The following is a 19642-nucleotide window of genomic DNA, read 5'->3' on the forward strand; positions in this document are numbered from 1 at the left end:
TTTATGAGGGATTTTAATGTGGTAAGAATATCAATTGATAAGCAAACAAAATTCCAAATACATACACAAGTGGGTGAACAGCACGGAATTTACCTTTTGCCACTTTCATAAGTGGGTATGAAATAAATCCAAGTGCGATACCTGTTGCGATACTTGATGTAAGTGGCATGCTTAAGATTACTAAAAATGCTGGGAATGCTTCATCAAATGCGTCCCAATCGATGTGGCGAACTGAACCCATCATAAGACTACCAACGATAATTAATGAGGGAGCAGTAATAGCTGATACACCAGAAACGGCACTTACTAATGGTCCGAAGAATGCTGCTAGTGCGAATAGAACCGCTACTGTAACAGTTGTTAAACCAGTACGACCACCAGCTGCAACACCAGCAGATGATTCAATGTAAGCTGTTGATGGTGTCGTTCCGAACATAGAACCAATAGTTGCTGAGAATGAGTCAGATAGAAGAGCTCGTCCTGCTTTTGGAAGCTTTCCGTCTTTCATAAATCCACCTTGTTGTGCAACGCCAAGTAATGTACCTGTTGTATCGAATAGTGTAACAAGGAAGAATGAGAATACAACGCCGTATAATCCGTAGTTAATTACGTCAGATACAGCAGTAATTGGATTTGAAACGATAATTCCTTCTGGTAAACCAGGCATTGATGTAACACCGTTTGAGAATGATAATTGTCCCGTGAAGAAAGCGATAATACCAGTTAATAGCATCCCGATAAATAGTGCGCCATTTACATTTAAAGACATAAGGACAATTGTAATTCCAAGTCCAGCTAATGCTAGTAGTACTGGAGCAGAGTGAAGATCACCAAGTCCAACTAAGTTTGCATCATTTTTTGTAACGATACCTGTTAAACGTAAACCGATAAAGGCGATAAATAGCCCGATACCAGCAGTAATTGCATGTTTTAAGTTTTCAGGAATTGCTTCCATTAATTTTGTACGGAAAGATGTAAATGATAGCAAAATTAAAATCATACCTGCTACGAATACAGCAGAGAATGCAATTGCGAAAGTCATGCCTTCATGCGCTTTTACAACAGAGTAAGAGAAGTAAGCATTTAATCCCATACCTGGCGCGATTGCGATTGGTAAGTTTGTAAAGATTGCCATAAATAATGTTCCGACAACAGCAGCAATAATTGTTGCTGTAAATGCTTGTTCAAATGGAACACCTGCATCTCCAAGGATAACAGGGTTTACGACAATGATATATGCCATTGTTAAGAAGGTAATAATACCTGCCATAATTTCAGTTTTAATAGAAGTTTTATGTTTTGAAAGGTTAAACATATAAACATCCTTTCTGTTTACGAATAATTTTCACAACAGTTATATATAATATTCGTTTTTTATCTATTTTGCAATAGTTTTGCATAAAAAGTTTATAACAATTCATATTTTGTGTCTTAAATTCGAATATTAATCGTAAAACGATGTGTGAATTTCAGCTTTTTATTGTGCACATGCTAAGGAAAAGGAGTTGAAAGCAGCTATGCCACAGCAAAAAAACTTTATAACAATGCCTGCGCAACATCAAAATAAGCAGCCAGGTATTGAATCATTAATGAGCCCCCTTCCGCAGTTTGAAGATGCAAACTATAAAGGAAGTGAAAAGTTAAAAGGGAAGAATGTGTTAATTACGGGAGGAGATAGCGGAATTGGACGAGCAGTTTCCATCGCTTTTGCAAAAGAGGGAGCAAATGTTGCGATTGCTTATTTAGATGAGGAAGAAGATGCAAATGAGACGAAACAACGTGTTGAAAAAGAAGGTGTAAAGTGTGTATTGTTGCCGGGGGATTTGAGTAATGAACAGCATTGTAAAGATATTGTGGAAGAGACCGCCCGGCAGTTAGGTAGTTTAAATATTTTAGTGAATAACGTTGCACAGCAATATCCGCAGCAAGGGCTAGAGTATATTACAGCAGAACAGCTAGAAAAAACATTTCGTATTAATATTTTTTCTTATTTTCACGTTACGAAAGCAGCTCTTTCTCATTTGAAGAAAGGGGATGTCATTATAAATACGGCATCTATCGTTGCATATGAAGGAAATGAAACGTTAATTGATTATTCCGCAACGAAAGGAGCAATCGTAGCTTTTACAAGATCACTTTCTCAATCGTTAGTGCAAAAAGGGATTCGGGTAAATGGTGTTGCACCAGGCCCGATTTGGACACCGCTTATTCCATCGAGCTTTGATGAGAAGAAAGTCTCTCAGTTTGGGAGCAATGTTCCGATGCAAAGACCTGGTCAACCATATGAATTAGCGCCGGCATACGTATACTTGGCATCTGGTGATTCATCCTATGTTACTGGGCAAATGATACATGTAAATGGGGGCGTTATTGTAAATGGATAGTTTTCATTTATAAGAGCAAAGTAATGTTAATTCCAATTATTATAGGGAGCGCTAGGGGGGATATAGCTGAAAAAGTTATGTTTCATCATACTATTATTTTTCATCCTACCGGTTAGTGCTTTTGCTAATACAGATCATTTAATATTAGTAAATCTTACGACGAACCAGTTGTCTTTTTTTGAAAATGGAAATTACACAAAAACATTTCCAGTAACGACTGGAAGAGATCGTACACCTACGCCTGAAGGTAATTTTTGTATTATAACTAAATTTAAAAATAAAGAATACCATCGAAAAAAAATACCTGGGGGTGCACCGAATAACCCTCTTGGTACGAGGTGGCTTGGACTAGATAAGAATGAATATGCAATTCACGGGACGAACCGGGAATGGACGATTGGAAGTAGGGAATCAAATGGCTGTATTCGTATGCATGACAGGGATATACAATGGTTATATGACCGAGTACAATTACAAACAAAAGTAATCATTTCTCGTTTTCATACGAGCCCCGAATATGAAGCGAATAAACTTGGTTATCGCGTTGTGAGCTGGAATGGTCGAAAAATAGAAAAAGAACAAATTGGAGTACTTACGTTAGTAGACCGCGCGGATATATATTGGCAAGAACCAAATGGACAGTTAACGAAAGTGAAAACGGTATTGCCAAATGAAAGATATCCAGTGTACTCAAAACGAAAAGATGGAATATATTATATAGGAAACAATTCGTATATTATAGATGAAACAGGAGAGAAAGTTCGTTACGAGCAAATTCCTTCTTCGATTTTAAGTAATATATATAAACGGAAATACAATGTTCCGTAATGGCTACCGTATTATAGACGGTAGCTTATTTATACTTGGAGTTTAACTGCAACTATTGTATTTTGTTGAATATAATACAGTACAGATAGGGGGCGGTTATATTATGAAAAGTGAATTTGCGTTTAAAGTTTTCTTAGTAACGACCTGTTTATTTATCGTGTATTTATATGCGTTTCTCGTCTTTTCTTTTTATGTTCCATATGTTGATTTAATATTGTTCTTCGGATTTATTTGGGCGTTTGTGAAAGCGAGGGAAGGAGAGAAGAGTATATATCGGCGCATTACCTTATGCGGGACGGCCGTTCTCGTTATTTTGTACTTTTTTATTATGCATGATTTTTGGAGAGGGATGTAAAAAAGCATACGATTAATCGTATGCTTTTATATCTGTTAATGATGGAAGAGAGGCAATTGCACCGTAATTTGTACATGTGATAGCGCCTACTTTATTGGCAAAGGAGATAAATGCTGTTAAGTCTTTGAAATGATACGAAAGTGTATGTTCACTTTGGGCAATCTGATATAACATTGCTCCAACGAAAGCATCACCAGCACCAGTTGTATCGACTTGTTGAATGGAAATAGAAGAGACAATAGTTTGACCTTCATTTGTCGCAAGAAGGGTACCGTCTTTTCCAAGGGTAATAGCTACTACTTTTGCGCCATAATTTAATAATTTGAGTGCAGCTTGTTGTAAATCACTCTCTTTAGAGAGCATAGTAGCTTCCTCTTGACTTACTTTTACGAAGTGTGCATGTTTTATAAAGGTTAGACAATCTTGAGAGAATTGTTCTGTATTTGTAATGAGTGCACTTCGATAATTTGGATCAAAAGAAATAAAATGGCCTTTATCTTTCGCATATTGTAACAACTGAAAATACGTTTCTTTTAATGGGCTTGATAGTAAAGCTGTCGCTGAACCGAAATGTATTAAATCATTCGTTTGTATTTTTGATAAATCAATGCTATTGAATTGATATTCACCATCTGCACCACGCATAAAAGTAAAATCACGTTCGCCATCTTGATCGATGGATACGAATGCAAGTGTTGTTTGTTTATCTTTTATGAGCATGGATGTATCGACTTGCGCACGCTGTAAAGTTTGTTCAAGAAACTCACCAAATGGGTCGTTTCCTACTTGCCCCATAAATGTAGCGTGTCCACCTAATTTTGTAATCGCAGCAGCAACGTTAGCGGGTGCTCCACCAGCTTTTTTTTCGAAATCTGAACCGTTTACTAAAGAAACGTTAGTATTTCGGCACACAAAATCAATTAATAGTTCACCTATACAAAAGATATTTCTCATACAATCCCTCTTTTCAGCTTATATTGTGTGATGGTAAAGCTTAGTTTTGCATCTGAAAAGATTGCGATATGATGTTTCATGTCTTTTCGGGGAAAAACTCGGGACGTAAAGACTGTTGAACCATCGTATAAGAAAATTTCCACGATGCTTTTATCTACAAATATTTGTAGTTCTATCGTATCTTGAATATTGATTTTTTTACAGCGTTCAAATCCATATTCTCCGCCAAATTGATGGTAGAAGTTGCCCCTGTCTATAGAAATAGTACCTTGTTCCCGATTAAATGTAATGGGGAAACATTCCTCCTCATTGTGGAAGAGAGAAAGACCAAAACGCTTTGCATCTTCTGTTTTAAGTGTAACAATTAATTCATAGGAGTCTTCATCATCAAGCGTTGATAATACATTTAATCCAGCTGTTATATCTCCTGAAATGTCTTTTTTTGTTGTTCGTAGTTTTGTTAATTCTGAAACTGGTTTTTGTTTTAAGATGTTATCTTCTAATGTTAATTCACGTGGAAGTGTTAGGCAATGAGCCCACATATAATCATCAGAAGGATATGTGATTTCACTTGATCCTGCCCAAGCAAACAATAGGCGACGACTAGTAGAGTCTTCTAAAGTTTGAGGGGCATAAAAATCGAATCCTTTATCAGCTTCGTAATAGGAATCAACATGGAAATATAAATTTTTAATATCGAAATGGCCTATAGCATAAACGACATTGTATACATTGTGAAAGTTTTCTCCGTCTTTTTCAATTCCTTGCGGTGAAAAGAGAAGTACATCTTTCCCTGATAATTGGAAGTAATCGGGGCATTCCCACATAAATCCGAATTCTTTTAAGTTTGTTGTAATTTCGCCTTGGAAATGCCAATTGTATAGGTCTTGTGATTTGTATAGTAATAGAGTTCCTGTTTTATTTTCACGTTGGGCACCGAGTAACATATAGTACATATCATTATGTTTCCAGACTTTTGGATCACGTACATGTTTTGTATATCCGTCAGGAATTATATCAATAACAGGATTATTACTATATTTCGTCATCGTATATTGTGAATCCATTGTTGCCATACATTGTTTTGCATCACGGGAATCATCAGGCTTTTTTATATTCCCTGTATAAAGTAGATGAAGAAGGCCATCTTTTACGATAGCACTACCAGAATATGCACCGTGTGATTCATAGCTTTCAGTAGGGATGATGGCTACAGGCATACGCTCCCAGTTAATAAGGTCTTTTGACCTCACATGCCCCCAATGCTTCATTCCATGAATGGGACCAAATGGATACCACTGATAAAAAACGTGATATTCATCATTGTAGTATGATACACCGTTAGGATCATTCATTAATCCAAATGGTGGGTGGATATGATAAATTGGTTTCCATGAATCTTGGTTTGCAATTTCATATAAAGAATGTAATTCGTCTTTATTAGATTGCAGTATTGTTTTATATTTTGACATAGGTTTTCACCCCGTTATTATTTACTTTCTTTATATAAAATGAATGTGGCAACAAAAGCAGTGATAACTGCAATAGCGAAACCAATTATATAGTGAATCATGTTCATCATGCCAAGAGGTGCAACAATTGTAAGCATCGGAATACCTGTTAAACCGTATGCATTAGCCGCTACTTGCATCCAAACAACGTAAGCGCCTCCAATTGCGCCGCCAATAGCTGCTGCAATAAATGGTTTACCAAGTTTTAAATTGACACCAAAGATAGCTGGTTCTGTAATTCCTAAAAATGCTGAAGCTGCTGCTGGAATTGCAATTTCTTTCGTTTTTTTGTTTTTTGTTTTGAAATAGACAGCTAAAGTAGCACCGCCCTGTGCAACGTTCGCCATTGACCAAATAGGGAGTAAGAAATTGACACCGATATCTTTATTTGCGAGTAAGCCCGCTTCAATAGCGTGGAAGCTATGATGTAAGCCAGTAAGAACGATTGTTGAATACAATCCACCGAATATAAGTCCAGCTACTGGTCCTGCAAATTGATAAATTGTATTTAAAAGGTACGTAATGCCGTCACCGATTTTATATCCAATTGGTCCGATAATAATAAGTGATAAAAAGCCAGTTATAATAATTGTTAAGAATGGTGTAACTAATAAATCTAAAGAGTTCGGAACACGTTTTCGAAGTTCTTTTTCAATTGTACTCATAACATATACACATAATAAAATAGGTAAAACAGTACCTTGATAGCCAATCATATCAATATCCATACCAAGGAAATGTAAAACAGTGGGTTTTGCATTTGAAAGAGTCCAAGGATTTGTTAAGTTTGGGTGAGTTAATATACCACCAACAACTGCACCTAAGAAAATGTTTCCACCAAATTCTTTAGCGGCACTAACTCCAATTAAAATAGGTAAAATGATGAAAGCTGCACTTGAGAACATATCAAGTAATTGGATAAGTGAGTGATCTCCAGGAACTAATTTAAACGCTTTCAACATTCCGAGTAGACCCATAAGTAAACCGCTTGCGACGATAGCTGGAATAATTGGAACAAAAATATTAGATAGTGTCTTTGCTAGGCGGGCGATAGGATTCATTTTTTTCTTAGGTATATCGTTTGATGTTGTAGAATCTAGTTCGGCTATTCCAATTAGTTTTGAGAATTCATCATATACTTTGTTTACTATGCCAGTTCCAAAAATAATTTGATATTGCTCGGTCGTTGCAAAAGCACCTTTTACTCCATCGATGTTTTCGATTTCTGCAGCGTTTATTTTCGTATCATCCTTTAATATAAGACGGAGGCGAGTCGCGCAATGTGTGGCACGAACAATGTTTTCCTTTCCACCAATATTCTGTATTACTTGAGTTGCAATTTGTTTCATATCCATAAAAATTCCCCCTTACTATAAATTTTCTTTTGTGGAACCGGTTCCTCAAAAAGTTAAAATAAAAAACAGGGAAATGATGTTGAAAATCCTGTTTTTAAAATGTGGAACCGGTTTTAATTTTATTATAGAGCGCCTTTATATTTTGTCAACGCTTTCTTGGATTTTTAATGTATAACGAGAGTGTAATATTTTTGGTATAGTTTTGTTTTCAACAAGCTGTGAAAGAGAAGTGGCAGCAAGCTTTCCAGCATACTCATAGTCAAACGCAATTGTCGTTAAACTAGGGTGTACCATTTCTGAAATATCATATCCACCGAATCCTGTTACAGAAATATCACCTGGTACAGAAAGAGAGTGGGAGTGAATGACTTTCATTGCGCCAAGAGCGATGTTATCTGTAGCACATACGATAAGAGTTGGGCGATTATTATCTAAAATATGTTGTACTTGTTTCATGGCATCTTCTATGCGGAAAGTTGTTTCGTAATATGAAACGTTGCAAGTCGGTTCTAAATTTTCAATTGCTTTTTGAAAACCATTTTTTCGATTTATTCCAACAGAAATATCATCTTTTTCTATCCCTAAATAGGCAATATGTCGATGGCCTTGCGATAAAACGTATGCCCCTAACTCATAAGCTGCATCATAATCATCGTGAACGAGGCAATATTGATCTTTATATTCTTGCCCGACGAATAAAATAGGGATGTTTGAATTAGCCATAATTTTTTGATGTTCATTCGTTAATGTTTTTGTTAATAAAATAATGCCAGCTACCTTTTGTTTTATAAAGTTTTCAATTGCTTGTATTTCAGTTCCGGTTGTTTGATTTGCATTTGCTACAAGCATTTGATAGTTATTTTCCTGTAATGTTTTATCGATCCCGATAAGTGTTTTCATTGTAGCGAAGGAGTCTAATCGGGGGATGATGACACCAATTAAATTTGTTGTTTTTGCTTTTAAACTTTGAGCAAATGTATTGGGAGAGAAATTTGTTTCCTGAATAATACCTTCGATTTTAAGTTTTGTTTTATCACTTACATATCCGCCGTTTAAGTAACGAGAGACTGTGCTTTTTGCAACTCCAGCCAATTTGGCGATATCTGCAATTGTTTTAGCCATAGTATTTCACCTTCGTATTCATAAAAATGTTAACTTTATTATAGGGAGAATTAGAGATGACGTAAACAAGAAGAGAGAAAGAAAAAACCACCTCACGTATATGAGGTGGAATAATTGTTAATATCTAGGCTTAAATGTATGACAACAAGTCTCTACACTCGTTGCTACAGAACTTTCTAGCGTTTCGTTTGTTAAAACAGCAGCTGTATATGAATCATTTTCAGTTTGACCAGTTTCATCTGCATCAGGCTGAACGATGATCGCACTTGCTTGACAAAAGTTACCTTGTCCCCAAAAAGAACAGTTGGAAACAGAACATCTTACTTCTGGCATAAAACCCCCTCCTTATACATTAGTGTGGGATTTTACGCCCATTTCATGTGTAGAAGGAGTTTCCTTTTCTCGTTACTTTTTCGTTTGCTCAAGCCATTCTTTTAATTTGTCTTTCGGCTGTTCACCGCTAATACGGCTCACTTCTTTGCCATCTTTAAAATGAATGATTGTTGGTGTACCTTGAATTTTATATTCATCCCAAGGAGCATCTAATTTTTCAATATCCATAACTTTCATATCAACGTTTAAGTCTTTAGCCATTGGCACTAGGACAGGAGATAATTTTTGGCAATGAACGCAAGATGTTTGATAAAAGTATACTGTTTCTTCTTTTTTCTCTTTTAAGTTCTTTTGAAGATCTGAAAGAGAAATTTTATTTGTGTAGTAGTCAGGACCGTTTGTCTTACTTTCAGTAGGATTATCAATCTTTTGACTAGTAGCATTTTTTTCTTCCATTTGTGTTACAGCAAAAATTGCCACGAACAAGGCGATAATAATACCACCAAATATAAGCATTTTTTTCATTCTTTCATCTCCTTATTTGTTTTTGATGACAATAAAGCTACAAACAGCGATTGTAATAAAGCCGATAAGTGCTAAAAACGGGATTGTCACAAAGCCGAACCAGTTTATGTATTCTCCCGTACATGGTACACGTCCACAAGCTGCCCCAGCAGCTGAAAATGCTGCGACTTTTTGAATTGCATAGTGATATAAAGAAATACAAGCACCAATACTTGCAATTGGTAAAGAATAACTTGCAATGCGATAATCTTTCTTTGCTACAGCGATACCAAGCCATAAAACGAATGGATACATAAAAATACGTTGATACCAACAAAGAACACAAGGCTCAAATTTCATGATTTCGGAAAAGTACAGACTTCCTAGTGTAGCGATAAAAGAAGCTCCCCATGCGGTAAGTAAAGCATATTCTTGCTTTTTTTCTCGTCCCATATTTTATACCTCTCTTATAATAGTTACATACTAAATTATAGTATGAAGTGGTATGGAAAAGAAAGAAAAAATATGTTTATCAATAAAAGTTTTATAAGGAGAAACTTTTATTGATATAAACATTTTAAAAAAGCGCCATTCTCCGGAAGAGAATAGCGCTATATTTTACATTTGAATTTGTTCTACTTCTTCTACATGCGACTTTTGGGATGCATGGTCAATATATTGAAATAGGAGCTGCAATTGTTTATCAACTTCTGGTAGTTCCTTGCTGTATTGATAAGCGTGTAAAAAATGCTCAATACGCTTAGAAAATAATTGATCGTTCGTTTGAACCATGAGAACGAGTAATTTATCCCAATTACAGCAATACGTGTAATAGAGAGCTTTATCATAGTCGTTATATGTTTGCACTGTGTACCCTCCTTACCGAGAGTTATATATAGTGTGTGATAAGTAAGGAGAAATACACTTGAAAGAATTTGTTAAGAAAAAAAGTGAATGAAAAGAAAAAACGAGGAGTTTCCTCGTTTTTTAAGCTTTTGGCATTGGCGTAGGTGTTGGTTTGCCATAGCCTTCTTTATATTTATTATCGATATAGTTACGAATTTCTAGCGTTGATTTTCCTTTTTGTTTCATGGAAGCAGATTCAACTGCGATTTCTAGGCAATTGACGCAAGTCGTTGCGTGGGAATCCCAAACAACTTCACCATTCTTTTTAATTTCACGGATAAAGCAGTTTTTATTATTTTTATGTCCTACACTTTCGCCGCAACCACAATAGCATGGAATCCAATCTAATAGCTCTACATTTTGTCCAGCCACGGTGTAGATATCTTTCATTTGTGGATCAAGCTTATCTAGGAAGGTCGGGAGTGTGTCGACTCCTTTTGTTTTCTCTTGAATGTCAGCTTGCTGAGTGTGCGATGCGTGGTCATGTTCTTCTTTTTTTGATTCAGAAGATTTTTGGTCATTTGTACCAGTACTTCCGCATCCAGCAAGAATTAAGCTTAGTACTGCAAGTAAAGAAAATACATACTTTTTCATTCGCTTGTCCCCTTTACAAATGTATTAATCAAATTGTATCAGAGATTACGGTGTATCGGTTGAAGATTTTTTTGACTGATTTTTGAAGCGCCACCTTAGCGAATGAACTAGAAATAAAATTGGGATATAAGCGTATACAATATACAATCCCGCTTGAGATAGTACAGTATTTAATGCGTTGATACTTTCCCGATTTTTAAAAAATAAAGAAGCTGTAAAAACGATGAAAATAAAAAATGGTAGTGTAAATTTAAATGAAATATGAAAGGAACGCTTCATCGTTTGACATGATGACCAAATAGTTAAACAAAGATTCGGCAAAATTATTAAAAACCAAACAAAAATAATAATATATTCGAACCGTTGAATAAAAGGAACTTTAATTATTTTTAACATCGTTAAAGTAGGCCAAATAGTGTGATTCAATTGTCCTTCACTATAATACATAAATGATACAATAGCTAAAACTACATAAATTAGAGTGCTAAAAACAATCCCTGCGTGAGCCCATCTTTTTAAAGATTTTCCTTTTTCAATAAAGGGATAGAAGATAAGAATTGTTTCAAATCCGAGAAATTCTAATGCAGATTGTTTTGCTGACACAAGTATGTCGAAAGGGGAATGCGTAAAAATAGGTAAAATATTACGAAAATGTGCATACTTCATCGGATAGACTAAAAAGAATACAACGAACATAGGAAGAACAATACCCCAAAAACATATCCCTGTCACAGAACGGAAGCCACCTTTTATAATGTAGTAAGTGACTAATAAAAACATAAGCGTAAGTTTCCATAACTTAATGGTAGGAAAGATCCAAACTTGTATTACTTCCATATATGTACGAAGAACAGTAAGGCAAAATAATAAGCAATAGAGAGTGAAAATTACAGAAAATATAGAGCCAATCCATTTTCCAAAGGTTGTTGTATGAATGCTAATTAAATCTCCGTCTTTTTCAAGCATTTTTAACATACAAAACAGTACAATATGAGTTGCAATACCTGCAATAATAAGAGAAATCCAAGCATCATAACCTGCATTTTTCAAAATTACACGTTGATATCCGAGAATTCCTATTCCGATTTGGAGAGAATGCAATAAAATAAATGCAAAATATGGAGAGACAGTTTTTGTTTTATTCATTGTATTCATTGCTCATTTCACCTCACTATTCCCCGATTCCAGATTGTACAATATTAAGATCTAAATTTATATCCACCGCTACATTTTGATACATATTTCGAATTTGTTTTATATTCCATTTTCTCGTATGGCTTCTAATTTCATCTCGTATTCCTAAAGGATCAATTTTCTTTTCTTGAAATTGTTTTATTAAATCTTCACAGTCTTTTTCAACATTTCTTTCAATTTGTTTTTTTATATAGTTGATATTTGTTTTTTTTCTTAGATCAATCCAATTTGGAGAGTTTTTAATTAATCCATTTAATTTTAAATGGATTTTTACTTTTGGTATGTCGCCAGTTTGATCTATATCATACTTATTTTCCCCAGCTAAGTTTTGTATAACAACCATACCTTTATGTTTATCCTTTGTTATCGCTGCTTCGTAACGTCCATTTTTCGTAGGGTTAATAAGTAATTTTGCTAAAACAGAATGTCTTTTATCCGTATACATAACGACTTTATCGCCTTTTAAAAAAGCAAGTCCTTTGACAGCGACGGAATGATTATCGTCCATTTTAAGATAAGGGACATAGGCATCACATACAGAAGAGTAGTAATTATATAAAAAAATGTCTAATGCGGTTTGTGGAATGTTCTCATTTCGGATATTTTGTTCAAGTAAATCAGCAATGTATAAAGATCCATTTTTTTTTCCGTAATTTAAAAGTTCCTCAGCTGATCCATCTACAATTGCTAGTTGTACATCGCGCCCGATATTTGGGTCACGTTGTAAGTTAGTAATAATCTCTCCCATTCCGCGTTCTCCTAGAGCCTTTCCAAATAGGACGACACGCATTTGACCTACAACGACATTGTGAGGTGATTTTGCATTTAATCGTGAAGCGATTGTCTCAAGTGAACGGGCAGATGTTGATTGAGTTTCTGGTTTAGACTTTACACCATGTGTGTACTCTGGGAAGAGAATAGTTCCTTGGAATCTTTTGTTTTTAGTGATGTCAAATCCAGCGACATGAATAATACGCTGCGTATCCACTATATACGTTTGTGTACAGCCAGTTTGTAAAATGAAGAAGATAATGATAATAAGGTGCAATAAAATTTTCTTCATTCATTCTCACCATCACGTTTTTGCTTCGATTTGTTTGGATTGTAGCGCCATTTTGATTTTGGTCTAAGAAAAGAAGGTCTTTGTGCCGTTTGACTAAATGGTAATCGAAGAAAACCTTCTGCTGTACCTAAACCACGAAATGGATATAAAGGTAACAAATAAGGTGATCCAAGCGATTTTAATTTAATTAAATGAGCTAAAATAAATACAAATCCGACAGCGAGGCCTAATCCTCCGAATGCACCGGCTAAAAGAATAAGCGGAAAGCGTAACAACCGGATAGTAGAAGACATCTTTACTGTTGGTGTTGTGAAAGATGCAAGAGCGGATAAAGCAACTGCAATTAATAAAATTGTACTTGTCAAAGCTGCCTCCACGGATGCTTGGCCAATTACAATCCCCCCAACAATCCCGATTGTTTGTCCGACTTTTGTCGGTAAACGCGCTCCAGCTTCACGGAGCAATTCAATTGTAATTTCTAAAAAGAGTGCTTCTAGAATAGGAGGGAAAGGTACGTTAGCTCTCGAGAAAATAATAGGACCTAGTAAATCGGCAGGGATCATTTGATAATGATATGTTAAAGCCGCTGTATAAATAGCGGAGGAAAAAAGAGAAAATATAGCTCCGAAAAAACGAATAATACGAAAGAACGATCCAATCATCCACGGTAAATAATAATCTTCTGGTGAAATGAAAAAATCCAGTAACGTTGTTGGTCCTGATAAAGCATATGGAGAGCCATCTGTTAAGATTAAAACTTCCCCGTTAATTAATGCAAATACAGCTCGATCTAATCGTTCTGTAGGTAATAGAACAGGAAAAGGTGAATTGCTATTATCACTAATAAATTGCTCAATCATAGTTGAATCAAATGGGACATCAAAGTCAATGTCTTCTAGCCGTTGAATTGCTGTGTTGACAAATTGTTCATTTGTAATTCCTTCTATATAAGCAACTGCTACTTTCGTTTTTGATATAGATCCGACGGTAACTTCTTTAAAAATGAGTTGCTCCGTTACGATATTTCGGCGTAATAAGTGGATATTTGTATCAAGGTTTTCAACGAAACCGATTTTAGGTCCGATTACGCTATACTCATTTTCTGTATCGTTATATAATCGTTTTCCTAAAACAGTACTTTCGGCACGAATTAAAGCATATTGATCAGGATTCGAATTGTTTTTTAAGCGTATTAAAATATATCCACCTAATAATTTTTCACGAATATCATCAATAGAAGGGGAGGTAATAATGTCTTCAATAGAGATGATATTACATAAATCAGAGATGTTTTGGATTTGGTCCGATTCCTTTTTTAGAGGAGTTAAAATGAATTGTTTAATAATAAGTGCTTCCACGACAGATTTATAATAAAACAAGCACAACGTTTCATCTTTAAGTATGTTATAAGAGACAAAATCGCTTGATTCTTTCATGGTTTGTATAAATTCTGGGATAGAACAAAGTGTTTTTGTATTAGTCTTTTTTGATTTTTTAGATGATAAACCGAACATTTTCTCACCCCTAACATATATCATTTACTTGTGTTAGTTTTTGGGAAAGACGGGAATTTATACTTAAAAATTGAAAGTTCATAAAGAAAAGGAAGAGTGGTGAATGGCTCTTCCTTTTTAGCATTTTAATTTGTTTTTTGTTCTTTAATAGACTTCACTAATTTCATCATTTCCGCTCGTATATCTTCTCTTTTTACATTTAATTTTTCGGCAATTTGTTTAATGTCCATTCCATCTTTTTTCATCTTTAATACATCATCAAGAGGAGTATTGCTTTTTTGAGAGATGATTGTTAACACAGTAAGATGACGCAATTTGATGTTATATTCTTTCATTTTTTGCTTTAGCTGATCCGGTGTGGATTTTTGCATAGTTGCTAACTGTTGTAGCAGTGCTTGCTTTGTTTCTTTATTCATATGATGCTTTTTCAGCTTACTTGGATCTATACCGAAATGCTCGGCTGTTTTCTCCCAAGATTTATTTTGCTTATAGTAAGCTAAAACATCTTTTATTTCTTTATTACTAATTCTTGCAATATGAGCAGCTTTCCAAATTTCATGTTTGTTATAGCCGAGTTTTTCTAGCGATTGCATTTCTTCTTCTGAAATTGGGTTATGGTGATGCAGTGTTACTTCTTTTGGCGTGGCAGCGGATATAGGGAAGGTGGATATCCCGCATAATAATGCTGCCATAGTCATACAAACAGCGATTTTTTTGTACATGTAAACTCCTCCTAGATGGATAATGTAGAAAACTGTACACATATCATTTCCATAAAATGTGAAATACTTGTGAACAAGCTAAGTTTTTTTATTCACAGCATGAAATGACGTTTTTAGAAGTTTTCCAACATAAAACATTGATTAATAGTAAAAAACTAAGGTATAATCGAAATTGAAAATCAATATCAATACTAACGATGAACTTATACATATAGATAAAAATAAGGGAGAGATAAATATGACTACATATACTTCCATCGCAAATGTGATTAAAGAAAGACGTTCTGTACGTACATTTACAGATAAAGCAGTAGAAAAAGATTTATTAATTGAACTATTAAACGACGCAACATGGGCACCTAATCATAAGCACCGTGAACCATGGAATTGTAAACTATACATCGGAGAAGGCCGCAAGAAATTAGTAGACGCAGTATTAAACTCTTTCACAGAAGAAGAAAGAGCGAAACGCGGTAAAATTTTATCAGATCGTTTTTTAAGCACACCTGCACAAATCGTTGTATATATGAATGAAGATCCACGTCAAATTCAGCGTGACGAAGATTACGCTGCAACATGTGCATTTATGCAAAACTTCCAACTTCTTGCTTGGGAACGTGGATTAGGTTGTGTTTGGAAATCAGGCGGATTAAACTACAATCCATTATTTATAGAAGGAATCGGTTTAACAAGAGGCCAACGTATCGTTGGAATTCTTCATATCGGCTATTTCGATAAAGCACCAGAAGGAAAAGCTCGTACTCCGATTACGGAGAAGATGGAGATTATTGAAGGTTAATAGATGAGACATTCTCGTTTTTGCGGGGGTGTCTTTTTATTATGCAATCAATCCTCATGAAAGCTTGTTCTTCATCATACACTTTCTTAAGGGAAAGTGTAAGGAGGGAAAATAATGAGAGCAAGTGACGATAAAGCACTGCAATATGCGATTGCGGAAATTACGGAAATTGCGACTGGATTTGGGCTTGATTTTTATCCGATGCGTTATGAAATATGTCCAGCGGAAATTATTTATACATTTGGTGCATATGGGATGCCGACAAGGTTTTCACATTGGAGTTTTGGAAAACAATTTTTCAGAATGAAATTACAATACGATTTAGGACTTAGTAAAATATACGAACTCGTTATTAACTCTGATCCATGTTACGCCTTTTTATTAGATACGAACTCTTTAATTCAAAACAAATTAATTGTAGCGCACGTTTTAGCACACTGTGATTTCTTCAAAAATAATATTCGTTTTTCAAATACGAAGCGAGATATGGTAGAGAGTATGGCGGCAACAGCGGACCGTGTGAAAGCGTATGAGCATAAGTACGGAAAGGCAGAGGTAGAAACATTTTTAGATGCTGTACTTGCCATTCAAGAGCATATTGATCCGTCGCTTATGCGTCCGAAGCTCGCATGGAGTATTGATGATTTAGAAGATGAAGAAGTAGAAAAGAAAAAGGTGTCGCAATACGATGATTTATGGAATTTAGATAATCGCAATAAAAAGCAGGAACGTTCTAATGTGCGTAAAAAGAAGAAAATTCCACCACAACCAGAGAAAGATTTACTGCTCTTTATTGAAGAATATAGCCGTGAGTTAGAAGATTGGCAGCGTGATATATTAACGATGATGCGCGAAGAAATGTTATATTTTTGGCCACAGCTTGAAACGAAAATCATGAACGAAGGCTGGGCATCCTACTGGCATCAACGCATACTTCGTGAAATGGACTTAACCTCTGATGAAGCTATTGAATTTGCGAAATTAAATGCAGGTGTTGTACAGCCATCAAAAACAAGTATTAATCCATACTACCTAGGTATTAAAATCTTTGAAGATATTGAAGAACGGTACAACAATCCAACAGAAGAAATGAAGCGACGAGGCGTAAAACCAGGATCTGGCCGTGACAAAATGTTTGAAGTACGCGAAATTGAATGGGACGTATCGTTCCTAAGAAACTACTTAAATAAAGATCTTGTTATGCGAGAAGATATGTACTTATTCCAGCGCCAAGGAAAAGAATATAAAGTAATAGATAAAGAATGGGAAAATGTGCGTGATCAACTTGTAAATATGCGGACAAATGGTGGGTTCCCGTACTTAGTAGTAGAAGATGGAGACTACTTAAAGAACGGAGAATTATACATTAAACATAGTTACGAAGGAATCGAGCTCGATTTAAAATACTTAGAAAAGGTATTACCATATCTTCATCAGCTATGGGGAAGAACGGTGCATATGGAGTCTATTGTGGAGAGTAAGGGCGTTGTGTTTTCTTATGATGGGAAGATGGTGCATCGGAAGTATGTGTGAGGGGAAGAACGGACATAGGATACTGTGTCCGTTCTTTTTATTTGGAACTAAGTTAAATATGTTATTCTTGAAAAAAGGGAGTTACATAGAGAAATGGAGAGGTTCAAATGGGCAAAGTAGGGGTAGGTAAGGTGGATATTACGCCGCCTATAGGTATTGATTTTGTCGGATACCATAGAGAGACAGGAATAAATAATATTGAAGAACGTATTTATGGAACGGTTTTTGTATTTGAAAAAGATGAAATGAAAACTGTGTTTATAAGCATTGATAATATTGGAATGTTAATAGAAGATACGAATATGATTCGTGAGCGAGTAGCAAGAGAACTTCATGTTCCATTTGAGCAAATAACAGTTGTTTATACACATACCCACTCTGGTCCAGAAACGGTCGGTGATAATCCGCTCGTACAGTCGTATAAAACGATTTTAGTAAATAATGTAGTACACGGTGCTGTTACTGCGAATAAAAACTTGAAGCGATGCGAAGTAGGCTGGGGTGTTACGACAGGTGATATTGGGGTCAACCGAAGAGAGCGAACATCTGATGGAAGAGCAAAGATGGGCACAAATATAGGTGGTGTTGTAGATAAACGAATTGGCATGTTAGCAATAAGAGATGCTGAAACGAAGGAGTTATCTGGGATTGTAGTATTTTGTACGGCGCATCCGAATGTTTTAAAAGGTGATAGTGATGTATTATCAGCAGACTATCCGGGGATGACAAGAGAGATTCTTGAGAAGACCGTAAATTGTCCTGTTATGATTGTTCAAGGTGCTGCTGGTAATGTGAATGCGAAGTATCGAGGTTCAAGGAAAGCATTAAAACAAATGGCTCACATACTTAGTGGACATATATTAACGATGCTTCCAACAGTTATTTATAGCCCGATTGTAAATGTAAGAACAGTTTCGAGTACGATGCAAATGAAGTTGAAGGATATTCCTGAAATTGATGAGATACGAAGCATGGCCCAGTTAGCTGAAGAGCAGTGGGGTGTGAATACGGATGAATGGCTTACTATCGTTTTAGAGAAATATAAGCAAGGTATTCGGCAGTTAAGTATCAATTTAGAAGTGCAACTGTTTCAAGTTAATGATGGTATGTTTTCAGGTGTACCGATGGAACCTTTTTCGGAAACGGCATTAGAAGTGAAAGAGAATCTTCAAAATGAATTAGCTTTCTTTGGTGGATATACGAATGGATATATTGGTTACTTACCAACGAAGGAAGAATTCTCATATGGTGGGTATGAAGTGGAATTAAACCCTGTTGTGTATGGACCGGTTACGAATTTATTGATGCCATCGGAGGAGAATACAGCGGAGTTGGTTGTGAAGAGAGTTATGGAATTATATACCGCGTAAAAAATATATTCAGTAGAATAAAATGTAAAGAAATTCATGATTTTTAATACAGCTATAGAAAAACGAATCCATTTTGAAGAAGATGAATTAAAATGGATTCGTTTTTGTTTACCAGACAGGTCGTATATTTGATGATAATTTCTCTGTATTTTCTTTAGTAACGAATGTTGTTAAATCTTCTTTTAGCATTTGCATTCGTTCTGTACCTATGTTTTCAATCCAGCGCTGCTCTATTTCAGCTACTATTTCTTCTTTTGCTTTCATTACTGCTAAACCACGTTCGGTTAAAACAATGATTTTACCCCTTTTATCAGTAGGGTGTGTTTTACGTGTAACGTAGCCACTATTCTCAAGAGAATCCACCATTTTACTTATAGCTTGTTTGGAAATCCCTAAATACTCAGCTAGCTCTATACCAGTTGCCCCATTAGGAAGGATGCGTTTGAACATAAAACCATGTGCTGGCCTAATATCCTCAAATCCTAATTCACTTAATTTATCATGTAGCTCAGTAATTAATGTGCTAAATGATAATGATAAAAGCGATGTAAGATCTAACTCGTTAAATGTTTGATCCATATATATAACCTCCGCACTTGTA

Annotated in this window: 21 protein-coding genes; 6 read left to right on the plus strand and 15 right to left on the minus strand. The window is 35.4% G+C overall.

Features of this window, described 5'->3' with window-relative positions:
- Positions 1–13: 13 nt before the first annotated feature.
- The gene (locus V6946_RS03995) at positions 14–1315 is read right to left on the minus strand and encodes an NCS2 family permease (protein ID WP_000482713.1); all 1302 of its coding nucleotides are present in this window, start codon (positions 1313–1315) and stop codon (positions 14–16) included.
- 202 nt (positions 1316–1517) lie between these two features.
- On the opposite strand from V6946_RS03995, the gene V6946_RS04000 reads away from it, so the two are divergent.
- The 3 genes from V6946_RS04000 (at position 1518) to V6946_RS04010 (ending at position 3567) form a co-directional block, all read left to right on the plus strand.
- Complete coding sequence (locus V6946_RS04000; RefSeq protein WP_001136261.1) at positions 1518–2384, plus strand: SDR family oxidoreductase; 867 nt, start codon at positions 1518–1520, stop codon at positions 2382–2384.
- Between the two features lie 66 nt (positions 2385–2450).
- The gene (locus V6946_RS04005) at positions 2451–3212 is read left to right on the plus strand and encodes a L,D-transpeptidase (RefSeq protein ID WP_025921749.1); all 762 of its coding nucleotides are present in this window, start codon (positions 2451–2453) and stop codon (positions 3210–3212) included.
- A 103-nt stretch (positions 3213–3315) separates the two neighbouring features.
- On the plus strand, positions 3316–3567 hold the full coding sequence (locus tag V6946_RS04010; protein WP_000834195.1) for a hypothetical protein: 252 nt from the start codon (positions 3316–3318) through the stop codon (positions 3565–3567).
- Positions 3568–3579: 12 nt separating this feature from the next.
- Here the strand turns inward: V6946_RS04010 and V6946_RS04015 are convergent, their stop codons facing one another.
- From V6946_RS04015 to V6946_RS04075, 13 genes are all read right to left on the minus strand, one after another.
- Complete coding sequence (locus V6946_RS04015) at positions 3580–4521, minus strand: carbohydrate kinase (RefSeq protein ID WP_006914785.1); 942 nt, start codon at positions 4519–4521, stop codon at positions 3580–3582.
- A complete protein-coding gene (gene scrB, locus V6946_RS04020; protein ID WP_000049751.1) occupies positions 4518–5993 on the minus strand; it encodes a beta-fructofuranosidase in 1476 nt (491 codons plus the stop codon). The genes V6946_RS04015 and scrB overlap by 4 nt, the downstream gene beginning before the upstream one ends.
- 17 nt (positions 5994–6010) lie before the next feature.
- Entirely contained in the window at positions 6011–7387 is a 1377-nt protein-coding gene (locus V6946_RS04025) for a sucrose-specific PTS transporter subunit IIBC (protein WP_000367318.1), read from the minus strand.
- 135 nt (positions 7388–7522) lie between these two features.
- On the minus strand, positions 7523–8509 hold the full coding sequence (locus V6946_RS04030; RefSeq protein ID WP_001140402.1) for a LacI family DNA-binding transcriptional regulator: 987 nt from the start codon (positions 8507–8509) through the stop codon (positions 7523–7525).
- Positions 8510–8626: 117 nt separating this feature from the next.
- The gene (locus V6946_RS04035) at positions 8627–8842 is read right to left on the minus strand and encodes a DUF1540 domain-containing protein (RefSeq protein WP_001115482.1); all 216 of its coding nucleotides are present in this window, start codon (positions 8840–8842) and stop codon (positions 8627–8629) included.
- 72 nt (positions 8843–8914) lie between these two features.
- Positions 8915–9367 (minus strand): thioredoxin family protein, encoded by a 453-nt coding sequence (locus tag V6946_RS04040; protein ID WP_000738450.1) that lies wholly within the window; start codon positions 9365–9367, stop codon positions 8915–8917.
- 12 nt (positions 9368–9379) lie between these two features.
- Positions 9380–9799, minus strand: coding sequence for a disulfide oxidoreductase (locus V6946_RS04045; protein ID WP_000532263.1), 420 nt, complete (start codon positions 9797–9799; stop codon positions 9380–9382).
- A gap of 165 nt (positions 9800–9964) precedes the next feature.
- A complete protein-coding gene (locus V6946_RS04050) occupies positions 9965–10213 on the minus strand; it encodes a YhdB family protein (protein WP_001195459.1) in 249 nt (82 codons plus the stop codon).
- Positions 10214–10333: 120 nt separating this feature from the next.
- Positions 10334–10846 carry a PCYCGC domain-containing protein gene (locus V6946_RS04055; RefSeq protein WP_000761027.1) on the minus strand — a complete coding sequence of 171 codons (513 nt, stop codon included), beginning with the start codon at positions 10844–10846 and terminating at the stop codon, positions 10334–10336.
- A gap of 45 nt (positions 10847–10891) precedes the next feature.
- Positions 10892–12001 carry a GerAB/ArcD/ProY family transporter gene (locus tag V6946_RS04060; RefSeq protein WP_001095034.1) on the minus strand — a complete coding sequence of 370 codons (1110 nt, stop codon included), beginning with the start codon at positions 11999–12001 and terminating at the stop codon, positions 10892–10894.
- A gap of 16 nt (positions 12002–12017) precedes the next feature.
- Positions 12018–13103, minus strand: a complete 1086-nt coding sequence (locus V6946_RS04065) for a Ger(x)C family spore germination protein (protein ID WP_000722252.1) — start codon at positions 13101–13103, stop codon at positions 12018–12020.
- Complete coding sequence (locus V6946_RS04070; protein WP_000467496.1) at positions 13100–14617, minus strand: spore germination protein; 1518 nt, start codon at positions 14615–14617, stop codon at positions 13100–13102. The genes V6946_RS04065 and V6946_RS04070 overlap by 4 nt, the downstream gene beginning before the upstream one ends.
- A 125-nt stretch (positions 14618–14742) precedes the next feature.
- On the minus strand, positions 14743–15339 hold the full coding sequence (locus V6946_RS04075; protein WP_000276964.1) for a hypothetical protein: 597 nt from the start codon (positions 15337–15339) through the stop codon (positions 14743–14745).
- Positions 15340–15577: 238 nt separating this feature from the next.
- On the opposite strand from V6946_RS04075, the gene V6946_RS04080 reads away from it, so the two are divergent.
- The 3 genes from V6946_RS04080 to V6946_RS04090 all read left to right on the plus strand — a co-directional run bounded on the left by V6946_RS04080 (position 15578) and on the right by V6946_RS04090 (position 19041).
- A complete protein-coding gene (locus V6946_RS04080; RefSeq protein WP_000214821.1) occupies positions 15578–16138 on the plus strand; it encodes a nitroreductase in 561 nt (186 codons plus the stop codon).
- Between the two features lie 114 nt (positions 16139–16252).
- Positions 16253–17671, plus strand: a complete 1419-nt coding sequence (spoVR, locus tag V6946_RS04085; RefSeq protein ID WP_001202693.1) for a stage V sporulation protein SpoVR — start codon at positions 16253–16255, stop codon at positions 17669–17671.
- A gap of 107 nt (positions 17672–17778) precedes the next feature.
- Positions 17779–19041 carry a neutral/alkaline non-lysosomal ceramidase N-terminal domain-containing protein gene (locus V6946_RS04090; protein WP_006914822.1) on the plus strand — a complete coding sequence of 421 codons (1263 nt, stop codon included), beginning with the start codon at positions 17779–17781 and terminating at the stop codon, positions 19039–19041.
- 108 nt (positions 19042–19149) lie between these two features.
- On the opposite strand, the gene V6946_RS04095 is transcribed toward V6946_RS04090, so the two are convergent.
- A complete protein-coding gene (locus V6946_RS04095) occupies positions 19150–19620 on the minus strand; it encodes a MarR family winged helix-turn-helix transcriptional regulator (RefSeq protein ID WP_000372890.1) in 471 nt (156 codons plus the stop codon).
- Positions 19621–19642: the final 22 nt, after the last annotated feature.

Source organism: Bacillus sp. PPSBB_2 (assembly GCF_045291115.1).
Classification (GTDB): Bacteria; Bacillota; Bacilli; order Bacillales; family Bacillaceae_G; genus Bacillus_A; species Bacillus_A cereus.

Excerpts from the sequence above, each read along its gene's own strand:
- V6946_RS03995 (WP_000482713.1), bottom strand. The coding sequence starts at position 1,315 with ATGTTTAACCTTTCAAAACATAAAACTTCTATTAAAACTGAAATTATG.
- V6946_RS04000 (WP_001136261.1), top strand. The coding sequence starts at position 1,518 with ATGCCACAGCAAAAAAACTTTATAACAATGCCTGCGCAACATCAAAAT.
- V6946_RS04010 (WP_000834195.1), top strand. The coding sequence starts at position 3,316 with ATGAAAAGTGAATTTGCGTTTAAAGTTTTCTTAGTAACGACCTGTTTA.
- V6946_RS04015 (WP_006914785.1), bottom strand. The coding sequence starts at position 4,521 with ATGAGAAATATCTTTTGTATAGGTGAACTATTAATTGATTTTGTGTGC.
- scrB (WP_000049751.1), bottom strand. The coding sequence starts at position 5,993 with ATGTCAAAATATAAAACAATACTGCAATCTAATAAAGACGAATTACAT.
- V6946_RS04025 (WP_000367318.1), bottom strand. The coding sequence starts at position 7,387 with ATGGATATGAAACAAATTGCAACTCAAGTAATACAGAATATTGGTGGA.
- V6946_RS04030 (WP_001140402.1), bottom strand. The coding sequence starts at position 8,509 with ATGGCTAAAACAATTGCAGATATCGCCAAATTGGCTGGAGTTGCAAAA.
- V6946_RS04035 (WP_001115482.1), bottom strand. The coding sequence starts at position 8,842 with ATGCCAGAAGTAAGATGTTCTGTTTCCAACTGTTCTTTTTGGGGACAA.
- V6946_RS04040 (WP_000738450.1), bottom strand. The coding sequence starts at position 9,367 with ATGAAAAAAATGCTTATATTTGGTGGTATTATTATCGCCTTGTTCGTG.
- V6946_RS04045 (WP_000532263.1), bottom strand. The coding sequence starts at position 9,799 with ATGGGACGAGAAAAAAAGCAAGAATATGCTTTACTTACCGCATGGGGA.
- V6946_RS04055 (WP_000761027.1), bottom strand. The coding sequence starts at position 10,846 with ATGAAAAAGTATGTATTTTCTTTACTTGCAGTACTAAGCTTAATTCTT.
- V6946_RS04060 (WP_001095034.1), bottom strand. The coding sequence starts at position 12,001 with ATGAATACAATGAATAAAACAAAAACTGTCTCTCCATATTTTGCATTT.
- V6946_RS04065 (WP_000722252.1), bottom strand. The coding sequence starts at position 13,103 with ATGAAGAAAATTTTATTGCACCTTATTATCATTATCTTCTTCATTTTA.
- V6946_RS04070 (WP_000467496.1), bottom strand. The coding sequence starts at position 14,617 with ATGTTCGGTTTATCATCTAAAAAATCAAAAAAGACTAATACAAAAACA.
- V6946_RS04075 (WP_000276964.1), bottom strand. The coding sequence starts at position 15,339 with ATGTACAAAAAAATCGCTGTTTGTATGACTATGGCAGCATTATTATGC.
- V6946_RS04080 (WP_000214821.1), top strand. The coding sequence starts at position 15,578 with ATGACTACATATACTTCCATCGCAAATGTGATTAAAGAAAGACGTTCT.
- spoVR (WP_001202693.1), top strand. The coding sequence starts at position 16,253 with ATGAGAGCAAGTGACGATAAAGCACTGCAATATGCGATTGCGGAAATT.
- V6946_RS04090 (WP_006914822.1), top strand. The coding sequence starts at position 17,779 with ATGGGCAAAGTAGGGGTAGGTAAGGTGGATATTACGCCGCCTATAGGT.
- V6946_RS04095 (WP_000372890.1), bottom strand. The coding sequence starts at position 19,620 with ATGGATCAAACATTTAACGAGTTAGATCTTACATCGCTTTTATCATTA.